This is a genomic window from Sulfurimonas sp. ST-25 (assembly GCF_048079205.1).
Lineage (GTDB): Bacteria > Campylobacterota > Campylobacteria > Campylobacterales > Sulfurimonadaceae > Thiomicrolovo > Thiomicrolovo sulfuroxydans.
Genome location: NZ_CP182225.1, coordinates 1,290,570 through 1,303,703, shown reverse-complemented (window position 1 = coordinate 1,303,703; position 13,134 = coordinate 1,290,570). Strand labels below are relative to the sequence as shown.

At 58.4% G+C, this 13,134-nt stretch carries 13 protein-coding genes; 6 read left to right on the top strand and 7 right to left on the bottom strand.

The features are described 5' to 3' along the window. Position 1: 1 nt before the first annotated feature. The 4 genes from metG (at position 2) to ACM66T_RS06625 (ending at position 5,417) form a co-directional block, all read left to right on the top strand. Positions 2-1,942: a methionine--tRNA ligase gene (gene metG / locus ACM66T_RS06640; protein WP_231018048.1), complete on the top strand. Its 1,941-nt coding sequence runs from the start codon at positions 2-4 to the stop codon at positions 1,940-1,942. Next, positions 1,939-2,937, top strand: coding sequence for a hypothetical protein (locus ACM66T_RS06635; RefSeq protein WP_231018047.1), 999 nt, complete (start codon positions 1,939-1,941; stop codon positions 2,935-2,937). Before metG ends, ACM66T_RS06635 begins: the two co-directional genes overlap by 4 nt. 98 nt (positions 2,938-3,035) lie before the next feature. Continuing rightward, on the top strand, positions 3,036-4,109 hold the full coding sequence (locus ACM66T_RS06630; RefSeq protein WP_231018046.1) for a calcium:proton antiporter: 1,074 nt from the start codon (positions 3,036-3,038) through the stop codon (positions 4,107-4,109). A gap of 174 nt (positions 4,110-4,283) precedes the next feature. Then, positions 4,284-5,417, top strand: coding sequence for a TRAP transporter substrate-binding protein (locus tag ACM66T_RS06625; RefSeq protein WP_231018045.1), 1,134 nt, complete (start codon positions 4,284-4,286; stop codon positions 5,415-5,417). On the opposite strand, the gene ACM66T_RS06620 is transcribed toward ACM66T_RS06625, so the two are convergent. The 7 genes from ACM66T_RS06620 to ACM66T_RS06590 form a co-directional block, all read right to left on the bottom strand. Next, a complete protein-coding gene (locus tag ACM66T_RS06620) occupies positions 5,414-6,301 on the bottom strand; it encodes a bifunctional methionine sulfoxide reductase B/A protein (protein ID WP_416768927.1) in 888 nt (295 codons plus the stop codon). The two genes, ACM66T_RS06625 and ACM66T_RS06620, sit on opposite strands and share 4 nt — an antisense overlap. 96 nt (positions 6,302-6,397) lie before the next feature. Next, entirely contained in the window at positions 6,398-7,027 is a 630-nt protein-coding gene (locus tag ACM66T_RS06615) for a M48 family metallopeptidase (RefSeq protein ID WP_231018044.1), read from the bottom strand. Next, complete coding sequence (locus ACM66T_RS06610) at positions 7,017-7,514, bottom strand: DNA-deoxyinosine glycosylase (protein ID WP_231018043.1); 498 nt, start codon at positions 7,512-7,514, stop codon at positions 7,017-7,019. Before ACM66T_RS06610 ends, ACM66T_RS06615 begins: the two co-directional genes overlap by 11 nt. Next, the gene (locus ACM66T_RS06605) at positions 7,515-8,735 is read right to left on the bottom strand and encodes an EAL and HDOD domain-containing protein (protein WP_416768170.1); all 1,221 of its coding nucleotides are present in this window, start codon (positions 8,733-8,735) and stop codon (positions 7,515-7,517) included. It abuts the gene before it with no gap. Between the two features lie 55 nt (positions 8,736-8,790). Further along, positions 8,791-9,474, bottom strand: a complete 684-nt coding sequence (gene queC / locus ACM66T_RS06600) for a 7-cyano-7-deazaguanine synthase QueC (RefSeq protein ID WP_255707097.1) — start codon at positions 9,472-9,474, stop codon at positions 8,791-8,793. Between the two features lie 11 nt (positions 9,475-9,485). Further along, positions 9,486-11,192, bottom strand: a complete 1,707-nt coding sequence (locus ACM66T_RS06595; RefSeq protein ID WP_231018041.1) for a GMC family oxidoreductase — start codon at positions 11,190-11,192, stop codon at positions 9,486-9,488. Next, on the bottom strand, positions 11,189-11,698 hold the full coding sequence (locus ACM66T_RS06590) for a gluconate 2-dehydrogenase subunit 3 family protein (protein ID WP_231018040.1): 510 nt from the start codon (positions 11,696-11,698) through the stop codon (positions 11,189-11,191). The genes ACM66T_RS06595 and ACM66T_RS06590 overlap by 4 nt, the downstream gene beginning before the upstream one ends. Positions 11,699-11,773: 75 nt before the next feature. Here ACM66T_RS06590 and ybeY point away from each other — a divergent pair, with 75 nt between their 5' ends. Together ybeY and ACM66T_RS06580 are read left to right on the top strand one after the other, a co-directional pair. Beyond that, entirely contained in the window at positions 11,774-12,196 is a 423-nt protein-coding gene (ybeY, locus tag ACM66T_RS06585) for an rRNA maturation RNase YbeY (RefSeq protein WP_231018039.1), read from the top strand. Then, positions 12,196-13,125, top strand: coding sequence for a calcium/sodium antiporter (locus tag ACM66T_RS06580; RefSeq protein WP_231018038.1), 930 nt, complete (start codon positions 12,196-12,198; stop codon positions 13,123-13,125). Before ybeY ends, ACM66T_RS06580 begins: the two co-directional genes overlap by 1 nt. Positions 13,126-13,134 lie beyond the last annotated feature (9 nt).

Genomic DNA, 13,134 nt, shown 5'->3' with positions numbered 1-13,134 from the left:
TATGAGCTATTACGTCACCACCCCAATCTACTACGTCAACGGCGAGGCGCATATCGGCCACGCGTATACGACCTTCATCGCGGATGCGCTGGCCCGCTACCACCGTTTGATCGGCGAGGATGTCTACTTCCTCACCGGGACCGACGAACACGGGCAGAAGATCGAGGAATCGGCGAAAAAGTTCGAGAAACCGACCCAGCAGTTCGCCGACGAGATCAGCGCCAGCTTCCGCAACCTCTGGGACGAATTCGGCATCAGTTACGACCAGTTCATCCGTACGACGGACAAGGACCATATGACCGGTGTCCAGAAGGCATTCGAGAAGATGTACGCCAAGGGGGACATCTACAAGGGGAACTACGAGGGGCACTACTGCGTTAGCTGCGAGACCTTCTTCCCCGAAACCCAGCTCATCGACGGCGAGTTCTGCCCGGACTGCGGCCGCTCGACAAGCATCGTCAAGGAGGAGAGCTACTTCTTCAAGCTCTCGGCGTATGAGCAGAAACTGCTTGATTATTACGAAGCGCACCAGGATTTTATCCTGCCGAAATCCCGCCGCAACGAGGTCATCAACTTCGTCAAGGGCGGTCTGAATGACCTCTCCGTGACCCGTACGAGCTTCACCTGGGGCGTGCCGCTGCCCGAATCTGTCGGGGACAGCAAGCATGTTATGTACGTCTGGCTCGATGCCCTGCTCAACTATATCACGGCGCTCGGCTACGGCCGCGACGAGGCGAAAATGGACTTCTGGCCGGCACAGATGCAACTGGTGGGCAAGGATATCCTTCGCTTCCACGCCATCTACTGGCCGGCGTTCCTGATGAGCCTGGACCTGCCGCTGCCGAAGCATATCGGTGCCCACGGCTGGTGGACCCGCGACGGCGAGAAGATGAGCAAGTCCAAGGGCAACGTCGTCAGCCCCAAAGAGGTCGCCGACGTCTACGGCCTGGAGAACCTGCGCTACTTCATGATGCGCGAAGTCCCCTTCGGGCAGGACGGCGATTTCTCCCAGCGCGCCCTGATCGACCGGATCAACTCCGATCTCAGCAACGACCTGGGGAACCTGCTCAACCGCATTATCGGGATGAGCGGAAAGTATTCCGATTTCGTCATCGACAGCAGCGATGTCATGACCTACCACAAAGCAGAGATGGAAGAGGTCAATGCCGTGCTCGGCAGCGTCGAGCGCTTCCTAGACGAAGTTCAGACACACCGTTTCCTCGAAGAGCTTTGGAAACTCTTTACGATCGGGAACAAGGCGATCGAAGCGCATGCACCGTGGGTCAAGATGAAAGAGGGGAAAAAGGAAGAGGCGCTGGCATTGGTGGCACTCGTGGCCAACATTCTCGCCAAGGCCTCTGTCCTGCTGCACCCTTTCATGCCGAAAACGACGTCGACGATCGCGGACGCGCTCGGTTTTGCTATCGACACCAACGCGTATAACGATTTGGTCAAGGGCGGTAAACTGCTGCCGACCTTTACGATCAAGAAGGTCCCACCCCTCTTCCCGCGCATCGAGGCCCCGCTGATGGACCAGGCCCCGGCGGCCCAGCCCAACGCGAAAGAAGAAGAGGCGCCGAAAAAAGCGAAAGCGGCGGAACCGGTCGAGGCCGACAACCTGATCACCATCGACCAGTTCTTCCAGACTCAGCTCAAGATCGGCACCATCGTCGAAGCCGAAGAGGTACCCAAGAGCAAGAAGCTGCTCAAGCTGCAGGTTGACGTCGGCGAGGAGAAGCCGCGCCAGGTCGTCGCCGGCATCCGCGAATATTACGAAGCACAGAGCCTCGTCGGCACCCAGGTCTGCGTCGTCGCGAACCTGAAACCGGCCAAGCTGATGGGCATGGTCTCCGAGGGGATGCTGCTGGCGGCCAAAGATGACGAGGGGCTCTCGCTGATGCGTCCCGAAGCGCCGAGAAAGGCAGGCAGTTCCGTCGGATGAGGCTGCAGAACCTCCTCTCATTGACCGGGGCGGAGATGATGTCCGATCCGGCCGTGACGCTTGTCGACGCCGTTGTCCTCGAAGCACACAAAGTGAGACGGGGGGACCTCTTCATCGCCTTTGACAAGGCGGATATTCCCCAGGCCGTGGCCAACGGTGCCTATGCCGTGCTCTATGAAGAGGCATGCACGGTCACCGACCCGGAGATCGCCTGGCTGAAAGTCGATTCGGTCGAGTTTACGCTGTTGCGCCTGCTGCGTTTCCGCATGCTGGAGAAATCGCTGCACGTCTACGGCTGCGACCAGGTGACCCTGGCCGTCGCGGCCCAGATGCTTAAAGATCCGCGCTGCTTCGTCTGGCAGGGAACCATCCGGTCGAACTTTTACGACCTGTGGGAGCTGCCCGAAGCAAGCTGGGTCTTCGTCCCGGAGTACAAACGCTGCGAGGACCTCTTCGTGCAGGTACTGCCCCTTCCGAAAACGGGTAACGTTCCCATCGACATTGCGGAGCAGACCCTTTTTGAAACATCGTTTGTGCTTGATGACGTCTATTACGAGCGCATGCAGCTTTCCCCTTTTTTCCTCCCCTACCTCGGCCATCTCTACCAATTCGCCAAGTCACACGGGCTGACGTTCACCGTCGGCGGCATGCAGGGGAGCTCCCACTTCGTGCCCGTCTTTGTGGGTGACGACCTGCGTCCCAAGACTTTCGGCCAGGGCGGCAAAGTCCTGATCTTCGAACCGGACCTCTCTTTGCTCCTGCAGGAGATGGATTTTATCCGCAGCGAAGCCAAATGGGCGAAGATCATCTACCTGATGCCCAAAAGCTCCGCCGAAACATCCGAGCACCACGACGCATTCTTGCTATATGAGAACCAAGAAGATATAATGCAGCTATTAAAAACGGTTCCATACCATTTTGCATTGATCGGCGGTCAGGACAGACGACTTCTTGATACCGTGCATTACAAGGCCGAAACACCAACCCTCTTCTAGGAGCAATTGCGTTGAACGCAGACCCCTCATCGAGTCCCCTGACGCTAAAAGAAGGACTCTCTCAAAATAAAGTCGCCGTCTACGGTATCGTACTCGGCGTGATCGCATTCGTTTTCCACCACTATCATAACGCCTATCTCGCTACGACGCTCTCCGCCGTTTCCATCGCCCTGCTCTCCATGACCGTCGCCGAAGTGGCCGAAGTGCTTGCCGAACGGCTTGAAGAGCCCTATGGCTCCTTCGTTCTCACCTTCAGCGCCGTCATCGTCGAGATCATCCTGCTCTATATGGTTCTTATGAGTTCGCACAACGACCCGCGTGCGCTTGATACGGTCAAAGGGGGTATCATCTCCGCCGTCATCGTCGACATGAACGTGCTGCTGGGACTGGCCGTCTTTATCGGCGGGCTTGCATTCAAGGAGCAGGAGCACAACGAGGATACCTCCAGTACCTATACGACAATCCTGCTCGTCGCCACTTCCGCACTGCTTGTGCCGAGCATCATGCACTTTACCTCCGAGTCGCACCGTGACCTGATCCTCGCCAGCAACATCATCGGCTTCGTCCTTTTTTGTTTTTACATTGTCATTTTCATTTTCCAGACGAAGACCCACTCGCACTTCTTCAAGGCGACGGCACGCAGCCGCATCTTCCGTTACAAGCGGCGCCTCTCCGAGGGTGAAGAGGAGACGGAGGAGCAGCCCGATGCCTTTGAACGTCTCGCCACGGTCAGCAACTTTATGATCATCTTCGCCCTGATCGCGCTGATCGGTCTCGTCGCGGAGATCTTCGCTGATGAGGGGATGTCCCTGGTGCAAAAGTATGACTTCCCCGTCGGCCTGGCGGGCCTCATCATCGCAATCATCTCCGTTGCACCGGAGATCATGACGGCGATCACGGCGGCACGAAACGACCAGATCCAGCGGGTTATCAATATTGCGATGGGGGCCTCGACGGTGTCGATCATGCTCACCGTACCGGCGCTGTTGGCGCTCTCCTATACGACGGCGCATCCCCTGACCCTGGACTTCAACACCCTGCAGGTCGGGGCGCTCATTCTCACCATCGTGCTGGCATGGAAAACGACGGATGATGGCTATACCAACTATTTTGAAGGGACGTCGCACCTCTTTTTCTTTATCTGCTATGCCATTATCGCGGCGTTTTATTGACAGAACGTTAAAGGAGCAAAAGCCCCTTTGCCTACGCTGGCGGCTATGGCACTAAAGCACACTGCTGCTTTGTCCTCGCTGCGCTGCGAAATTCCGCTACGCTACATCGGCGGCAGCGTAGAAAGTACTGGCCGGTTTTTGGAAAAGAAATGGGAATTATATAGGAGATTATAGATGGATAGACGTACTTTTCTGACTGCTGCGGCGGCGACATCGTCGGCGGTGCTGCTCGAGGGCTGCAACGACAGTAATCGGGTGGCGATCGACTACAGCAAACATCCGAAACAGCACGATACGACAGACAAAAGCGTCAACATCAACCGCGGCAAAAAGACGGAGCTCAAGATCGCGACGAGCTGGCCGGCGCACTTTCCCATCATGGGCACGGGCGTCGACCGTTTCGCCGATCGGGTCGCGCAGATCAGCGGCGGGCAGCTCAGTATCAAGCTCTTCCCGAAAAACACCCTCGTCCCCGCCCTCGCCGTTTTTGATGCGGCCAGCAGCGGCCAGATCGACGGGTTCCACTCGGGCCCCTACTACTGGAAGGGCAAAAACGCGGCCTTCTCCCTCTTCAGCGGGTTCCCGTTTGGGATGACGGCGGAGGAGCTTAACGGCTGGATTCTCTACGGCGGCGGCATGGAGCTGTGGCGGGAGCTCTACGGCCGCTACAACCTCCACCCTTTTGCCGGCGGCAATACCAATATCCAGATGGGCGGCTGGTTTCGAAAACCGATCGAAACCCTGGAGGATATGAATGGCCTGAAGATGCGCATCCCGGGGCTCGGCGGCGAAGTGATGTCGAAGCTCGGCGTCAACCCCGTCCTGCTGCCCGCCGGGGAGATCTACACCTCCCTGGAGCGCGGCGTGATCGATGCGACAGAGTGGGTCGGCCCCTACCTCGACACGAAGATGGGCTTTTACAAGGTAGCGCCCTACTACTACTCGGGATGGCACGAACCGGGTTCCATCCTGGAGATGACCTTCAGCAAACATACGTGGGAGCGGCTCTCGGGAGAACAGCAGGCTATCATCGAGTGTGCTGTCAGCGAGCTCAACAGCACGATGACCTTCGAATTCCAGGCGAAGAACGCCGAGGCGATGGCTTCGCTCGAAGCGAACGGCGTCAAGCTGATGCGCTTCCCCGACGCCGTCACCGAGGCCGCTAAAAAAGCGCTGACAGCGGTTATCGCCGAACAGAGCGCCCAGAGCGCCGACTTCAAACGGGTTTTTGAGAGCGCCTCCTCCTATCTTGCCAAAAGCAAGGTCTTCAGCGACGCCAGCCTGCGCTACTTCCTCAACGTCCGCTAATCCTTATCTTTGAAGCGGTCGACGAAGCCGTGGCAGTAAGGCTGTTTGTGATGACGCATGTAGTAGTCCTGGTGATACGCTTCGGCTTTCTGGAATGCTGATGCTTCGAGCAGCTCCGTTTGGACGTTATAGCCGTTTTTGACCAACTGCGCTATCAACGCTTCGGCAATCATTTTCTCTTTCAGGTCATTGTAGAAAACCGCACTCTGGTACTGGCTGCCGATGTCGGGCCCTTGCCTGCCCTTTTGCGTCGGGTCGTGGATATCGAAGAAGGTTTTGGCAAGCGTTTTGTAGTCGACTTTTGAAGGGTCATAAGTGACAGCAACTGTCTCAAGATAGCCGGTACGCCCGGAGGAGACGTCCCTGTAGGTAGGGTCTGGCATATTGCCACCCATATAGCCGGAGACGACCGATGTGACGCCGGGGATCTTCTCTATGTAGTACTCCACGCCCCAGAAACAGCCGCCGGCAAAGTAGGCGACTTTTTTTTCGGGGATGAATTCCATGGAGATGGAGTTGACACAGTGACGGAGGTTCTTCTGAGTCAGGTGCTCACCGCTGAAGACATGGCCCAGGTGCGCGCCGCAGTTGGCGCAGATAATCTCCGTACGGTAGCCGTCGGGATCGGGAATGCGCTTCACGGCGCCGGGGATCTCGTCGTCAAAGGATGGCCAGCCGCAGTGCGAATCGAATTTGTCCTCGGAGCGGTAGAGTTTGGCCCCGCAGCGTTTGCAGACATAGGTGCCCTTGGCCTTGTTGTGAAGCAGCTCGCCGCTGTAGGGACGCTCCGTGGCTTTATGGACGATGACCGCTTCCTCCTGCGGCGTCAGCGGTTTCCAGGTGCCGACGGGTTTGTACGGCGCGCTATCCGCGGCAACGGCCAGGGTCAGAAACAGGGTGATAAAAAAAAGAATGTATTTCATCTTCTCTCCTCTTTTCCCGAGTATAGGCAGAGTGCATTAATAGTTCAAAAACGCTGATCAGTAGTAGGAGGCTTTGCGGTGCCGCATCCGGAGACGCAGCGCCTTCTCGTCGGGAAGGATGGAGGCTACGAGAGCGTGGAAGTCGGCGGAGTGGTTGAAATGGACGCGGTGCGCCAGTTCGTGTACGACGGTATAATCAACCATCGCCTCTTCAAGCTGGAGCAGCAGGGTGTTGTAGGTGATCACCCCCGTCTTCGAGCAGCTCCCCCAGCGCCGTTTCATCTTCCGGAAGCGGATCGCCTCGTACGTCACCCCCATCCGTTCGGCGAACAGGGCGGTTTTTTCGCGCAGCACTGCTTCGGCGCGTTCGCGGTAGAAGCGGTCGCAGCTTCGCCGGAGCGCCTCGGGCGAGTGCGTCTGAAACGCGGCGTCAAGCGACGTAAGGGGTACGATGTCGCCCAGAAAAAGTAGGCTCTCCCCCAGCCGCATCGTCGGCTGCGCGGCGTAGCGGTTCTGCTGGCGAAGGATCCACTCGCGCTTGGAAGTGACGAACGCCTGCAGGTGCCGCTGCCCCCGACCGTTGGACTTGAGCACGACCGTGCCGTCCGCCTCCACACTGAGATAGGCGTGCTTCATCCGGGGATTGACACGGTGCTCGACCTGGATGCCGTCGAACTCAATCACCATAGAGCACCCCCTTGACCGGCCGATAGGCCTCGAGTTTCGCCTCAAAACGCATAGCAGCGTACGCCGGCGATGTCGAGGGAAGCAGCGTACAGGGGACGGAAAGGTCCGGGTAATGTTTTTTGCACCCTTCGAAGGCTTTTTTGCCGGTACAGAAAATATGCACGATCCCGGGATGCGACGCGAGAAAAGCGGGGATGTCGTTGGGAACGAGCTCGCTCAGATTCGCGTCGCTCGAGTTGTTCTCACTGCGCACCAGGGATGCATAGCTGTCCCAGAGGGCGATCCCCTGCTCCAGCGCGAAAGCGCGGCGGGCGGCTTTGTCCGGGAGGGCGACGTCAAAAAGTCTCTCCATGATGGGCCAGAACTGGTTGCGCGGGTGGGCGTAGTAGAAATCGGCTTTGAAAGAGGCGATGCTGGGGAAAGAACCGAGGACCAGGACGCGGGAACGGTCGTCGGCAACGGGGTCGAAGGGGTGCTCCAGGCGCATCTACACCCGGTGGTCCATCTTGACGCTCACCTCGTCGTAATCGGTCTTGAAGGCTTTGAGCACGCGGTTGACCTTCTCGATATCGAGGGGTTTGTGCTGCAGCTGGTTTACGGCCTTGTACAGCAGGCTGAAACGCCCTTTGCGCGCCGCGATCCACTTTTCGAGGTTCTTGGTGATCTCGAAGGACGCCATCAGCGTATCGAAAGGGATCTGGTAGATGTCGATCAGGGTCGAGAAAACCGCCAGCAGGCGGAGTTCGTCGCTGCGGCGCTCCGGATCGGCGCTGTGAACGTTGGAAACGATGGTGTTCATCAGGTCGATACGCTCTTCGAAGAAGCGGGAAAAAGGCCCTTTCTCGACGCTGATGTCCGCACCGCCCTTCGCATAAATGATGAGCATGAACCAGCGGCGCATGACATCGGGACCGATATCCATGATCATGGCACGGACGGAGCGCGTGGCGTCGTAGCGCTTGATGCCGGTGGAGATGAGATACTGGAAAAACTGGATGGTGAGCTCGTTGTGGCGTTCAAACTCTTTGGCGAATTCATGGAACGGCACGGTGTCGAGCATCTTGTAAAGCCGGCTGACCCCGATCTGTTTGGGTTCGAGGCGGTAGTGCTTGACCGGGACCGGGTGCTGGATGTAGTACCCCTGGAAATAATCGAACCCGAGCCCCTGATAAGCGGAGAACTCGTCGATGCTTTCGACCTTCTGGGCGATCAGCTTGTGGTTCTTCTTGAGGGTGCCGGCAAATTCGGCGACCTGTTCGACATCACTGTTTTGGATATCGATCTTGAGATAGCTGATATAGGGCAGGACATTCTCGTACTGGGTAATCATGTTGGCCGAAACGATAAAGTTGTCCAGGGCGAAACGGTACCCTTTGTCGAACAGGATTTTCAGCTTGGCGATTTCATTGTGGCGGAGCGGCTCGTTCGCCGCGATCTCGAAGACGCATTGATCGGGACGGAAGGTCTCAATAATATCCGTCATCAAAAAAGCGGGGGAGATATTGAAGAATGCAAGACTATCCCCCACTGCGCGCTCCCGGCCAATCAGGTTGAATACGCTCAGCATTACTTGCGCGGACATCAGCCGATGCGTCAATGCTGGGTTAGCGGCGTTGTTCTCACCTTCGCGGTGCAGCAGTTCGTAGCCGTAGGTAGCATTGGAAGCATCGATGATGGGCTGTCGCGCAACTTGTACAAACTCTGTCATCGGACTCCTTTGTGTCAACTTCTGATATTGTATATCATAACAGTTTTCGACAGGCTTAGGACACACCGTTTTTAACACGATAGGGAATCGGGTCGGGTATGCCGGCCAGTTCGAAACCTTTGAGGCGGAGCCGGCAGCTGTCGCAGACGCCGCAGGCCGCCGCTTCGTCACTGTAGCAGCTCCAGGTCAGTTCGAGCGGTACGTCGTACGCAAGGGCCTCGGCGACGATCTGCTCCTTTTTAAGGTGCACCAGCGGCATGGCGATGGTGAGCTGCGTTTCATCCCTCGTGCCGAGATTGACGGCACGCTGCATCGCTTCGATGTAGGCCTCGCGGCAGTCGGGGTAGCCGCTGGAATCCTCCTCGACGACACCAATGCCGATGACGGAAGCTCCCTCTTTTTCGGCAATGGCGGCGGCGATGCTCAAAAAGATGCCGTTACGGAACGGTACGTAGGTGACGGGGACGCCGGCTTCAATGCCGCCCGTGGGGACGTCGATGCTTCTGTCCGTCAATGCCGAGGCGCCGATGGCGGCGAAAAAGTCCAGATCGATCTCGTAGGTCTGCCCGGTGCCGAGGCGCGCCGTGATAGCCCGGAAGCTCTCCAGCTCCTTTTGCTGCGTGCGCTGATCGTAGTTGAAATGGACCGCAACGATCTCATACCCCTGAGCGCGGAGCATATAGGCCGCCAGTGTCGAATCCATTCCGCCGCTCATGATACAGACCGCTTTTTTACCCACGTGTGCTCCCCTTATGAATCTTTGACGTTATTATAGCCTGTTTCCCGGCCTTTGAGCGCGGCCATGATGGCATCGGCGACCCGGAACGCGTTGGCGTAGATCGTCCAGGTGTAGGGCACGCTCCCGCCCGTCGGCATAAAGCTCGCATCGGAAACATAGAGATTGTCGATGCCGTGCATTTTGCAATTGGGGTCGAGGACGGAGTGTTCGGGGTCCGTCCCGAAACGGCACCCGCCGGCGACCAGATTCGGCGGCGGGGCCGAGGAGATGTCGCTCTCGATCTCAACCGCTCCCATCTGCCGCAGGACACTCTCCGCTTTTTCGGCCAGGTAATTCCCGACCTCGATATCCTGCGGATGGCCGTAGAGGCGGATCTTGCCGACGGGCACTCCCCACTTGTCTTTCACGCTTTCGTCAACGGAGACAAAACATTTGTCCGTCGGCATCCAGTCATTAAAGACCTCAAAGGCGAAGATACGAGACGCCGTGAAGGCGTGCTCAAGCCGCGCCTGCAGTTTCCGCCCCCAGAGCAGATTGCCGTCGTCGTCGTAAAGCTCGCGCAGGGCACGACTGACGGGGTTGGCATGCTCGAAGAGAAAATCGATCGTCCCCCCTTTCACCGCACGCCCGTTTTGATGATAGACGTACCACTCCTGCAACGAGCGGTTGACGAAGGCGCCGCGGGTCATCAGCTCAAAGCGCTGCCGTTCGTTCAGGCGGGCAAACTCGAACCTCCCCTGCCCGCTGCCGCCGGCGGAAAAGATAAGGTTCTTGCCCAGCTGGCCGTTGGCGTTTCCCAGACCGTCGGGGTGGAAATCGTTGCGCGAATTGAACAGCAGGCGTACGCTTTCGATCGCCTGGGCGGCAACAACAAAGGTGCCTGCCGTGACGGTGCGGGGTCTGCCGTCGGCATCAAAGTAGTGCGCCGCGGTGACGTGCTGCCGGTCGGCATCGAGTCTGTAGACAAACACGTTCGGGAGAATATCGCACCGCCCCGTCGCTTTCGCCTTTTCAAGGAGTGCCGCGCGGGCGTTGCCTTTGGCGCCCGTCGCGCAGCCGTAACTGCCGCAGAAGTTGGAGTAGGAACAGCCGCTGCGCCCCAGGGCGTCAAAGGGGAGCACGGCCCTCGGCGTGGGGATGCTGTGATACCCGAGCGTTTCGCAGGCCGTATCAAACCAGCCGGAGATGGGCTGCTCCCAGGTCGGCGGGAAGGGGAAATCCTTCGTGGAGCGCCGCTCCTGGAAAGGGTGCTCGACGACCCTGCCCGAGACGCCGACGAGCTGTTCGACTTTCGTAAAATAGGGTTCCATGTCGTCATAGGAGATGGGCCAGTCGACGACGTTGGCCCCTGCCACGGGACCGAAGGCGGATCGGAGCCTGAAGTCGACCGGTTTCATCCGGTGGAAATAGCCGCTCATCAGATTCGAAGAGCCTCCCACCATGGAGCCGTTCCAGAAGTTCCAGCCCGATTCCGCCGCGGTCACGCGATCAATGCTGCCGTCACTGTCATAGGTCTCCACGACATGCTGCTCCTCCCTAAGCCGGGGGGTGTAGATGCTGCGGCGGCTGACGGCGATTTCGTCCTTGGTAAAATCCTTCTCCGTCAGGTAGGGCCCCTTCTCCAGTACGAGGACACGGTAGCCCGCGCGGCTGAGTTCGTATGCTACGGGAGAAGCCCCCGCGCCGCTGCCGACGATGCAGATATCATATTGTTTCATATTAACGGTGTCTTCGGCCGGGGATAGCCGGGTTCGTAACGCAGCCAGCGCCACCCTGCCTCGTGGGTGTTCGCGCCGTAGACAGGGTCGCTCAGCAGGGCTTCGAAAAGATAGGAGAGCACGCTCCAGAGCCAGTTGTCCCCCCAGACGAGTCCGGAAGCCTTTTGCAGGACCTGCTGGCGCTGTTCCGGGGGGAGCCGGTAGTAGGCATAGCCGTAATCCTTGCGGGCCTGTTCGTTCAGCCAGCGCGCGCCGTTGGTGAGAAAACGCTTGTCATCGTCATCGACGTAGGGATCGCGCATAACGCCGCCGAGGTAGTCGATCGCTTTGAGCAGCCGGGGCGAAGGGGCACCGCCGCCACCGGGAAAGAGGTCGCGATGGACGGTGGCAATGGTCTGGTACGGTTCTGCGTGCATGGTGACGGGACGGGCGTACTCCGCACCGCTTTCGGCAGGCAGAAGCAGCAGCGCCGCGCCCCCGAACAGGAGGGTTCGTCGGTTTATCATGGATTGATTGTAGCATAGCGGCAAAAACGTTTCAGTAACGGCACGCTAAAGCACAGATTGGCTAAAATGCCGTCTATGATTGATATCGACAACCAAACGGATTTTCTACCGGATTTTACACTGCTTGACGCCATTGTTGACGCGCTGGACGCAGGCGAGATGGAGCTTGTCATCTGCGACGACGAGACGATCCGCGTGCTCAACCGCGACCACCGCGGCATCGACAAAGCGACCGATGTGCTGAGCTTCCCTTACGATCCGATGCCGATGGCACCGATCGGCAGCATCGTTATCAGCGCAGACCATGTGCGCAGCGGCGCGGCGCGTTTCGGTCACAGCGAGACGGAGGAGTGCGCCCTGCTCTTTTTGCACGGCGTATTGCACCTGCTGGGCTTTGACCATGAGACGGACGAGGGCGAGATGCGGCGCAAAGAGGAAGAAGTCATCAAAGCGCTCGGACTGCCGAGCAGCCTGATCGTCCGTACCGAGGAGGCGTAATGGAGTATCTTGTTTTCGTTGCCGCGATGGCGGCGCTTATCTGGGGGGCGGATTTCATTATCCGCGAATCCGAGCGGATCGCCCTGCACTACAACATCTCCCACTTCGTCATCGGCGCGACGCTGGTCGGGTTCGGCACTTCCCTGCCGGAGATGGCGGCATCGATGACAGCGTCATGGTACGCCAAGCCCGAAATGGCTGTCGCGAACGTCGTCGGCAGCGTGACGATGAATATCACCCTCGTCCTGGGCCTCGTCTTTGTCCTGGCGAAGAAGATGAATCCGGACCGCGATCTGTTCAACCGCGACAGCGCCTGGATCCTTTTCCCCGTCATCCTCTATTTTCTGACGGCTTACGACGGCGTCATCGGCCGTTTCGAGGGCGGCATCTTTGTCATTCTCATGGCCGCCTACCTTTACTTCCTCTTCTCGACGGACGGTTCGGAACTGACCGAGGAGATTGACGAGAGCCTGGAAAAAGAGGCCTTTGCCTGGGGCAAAACGATTGCGCTGCTCGGTGTGGGCTTCATTATGACCATCGGCGGGGCCCACTTCGTTGTCGAAAGCGCCAGTATGATCGCCCGCAGCCTCGGGGTCAGCGAATGGGTCATCGGCCTGCTGCTGATCGCCTTCGGGACGTCGCTGCCGGAGCTTGTCGTCTCCCTTGTTGCCCTCAAAAAGGGCAACGCCGATCTGAGCATTGGGAACATCATCGGTTCCAACGTTGCCAACTTTGCCATGGTGCTCGGCGGCGCGGCCATTATCCGCCCGCTTCCCATCAACGGGACAAACCTCGCCGACATCTACATTATGATGGCTGCTTCACTCGCGCTGCTGCTGGTCCTTGCCAATAAGCTCTACAGCAAAGCCGGCGGGATCATTCTACTGATGATCTTTGCCCTCTTCGTCAAAAGCGCGCTCGGGCAGTAAGCCCCTGCA

Bases quoted from the DNA above. Each gene is read 5' to 3' on its own strand.
- metG (WP_231018048.1), top strand. From the start codon at position 2: ATGAGCTATTACGTCACCACCCCAATCTACTACGTCAACGGCGAGGCG.
- ACM66T_RS06635 (WP_231018047.1), top strand. From the start codon at position 1,939: ATGAGGCTGCAGAACCTCCTCTCATTGACCGGGGCGGAGATGATGTCC.
- ACM66T_RS06625 (WP_231018045.1), top strand. From the start codon at position 4,284: ATGGATAGACGTACTTTTCTGACTGCTGCGGCGGCGACATCGTCGGCG.
- ACM66T_RS06615 (WP_231018044.1), bottom strand. From the start codon at position 7,027: ATGGTGATTGAGTTCGACGGCATCCAGGTCGAGCACCGTGTCAATCCC.
- ACM66T_RS06610 (WP_231018043.1), bottom strand. From the start codon at position 7,514: ATGCGCCTGGAGCACCCCTTCGACCCCGTTGCCGACGACCGTTCCCGC.
- ACM66T_RS06605 (WP_416768170.1), bottom strand. From the start codon at position 8,735: ATGACAGAGTTTGTACAAGTTGCGCGACAGCCCATCATCGATGCTTCC.
- ACM66T_RS06595 (WP_231018041.1), bottom strand. From the start codon at position 11,192: ATGAAACAATATGATATCTGCATCGTCGGCAGCGGCGCGGGGGCTTCT.
- ACM66T_RS06590 (WP_231018040.1), bottom strand. From the start codon at position 11,698: ATGATAAACCGACGAACCCTCCTGTTCGGGGGCGCGGCGCTGCTGCTT.
- ybeY (WP_231018039.1), top strand. From the start codon at position 11,774: ATGATTGATATCGACAACCAAACGGATTTTCTACCGGATTTTACACTG.
- ACM66T_RS06580 (WP_231018038.1), top strand. From the start codon at position 12,196: ATGGAGTATCTTGTTTTCGTTGCCGCGATGGCGGCGCTTATCTGGGGG.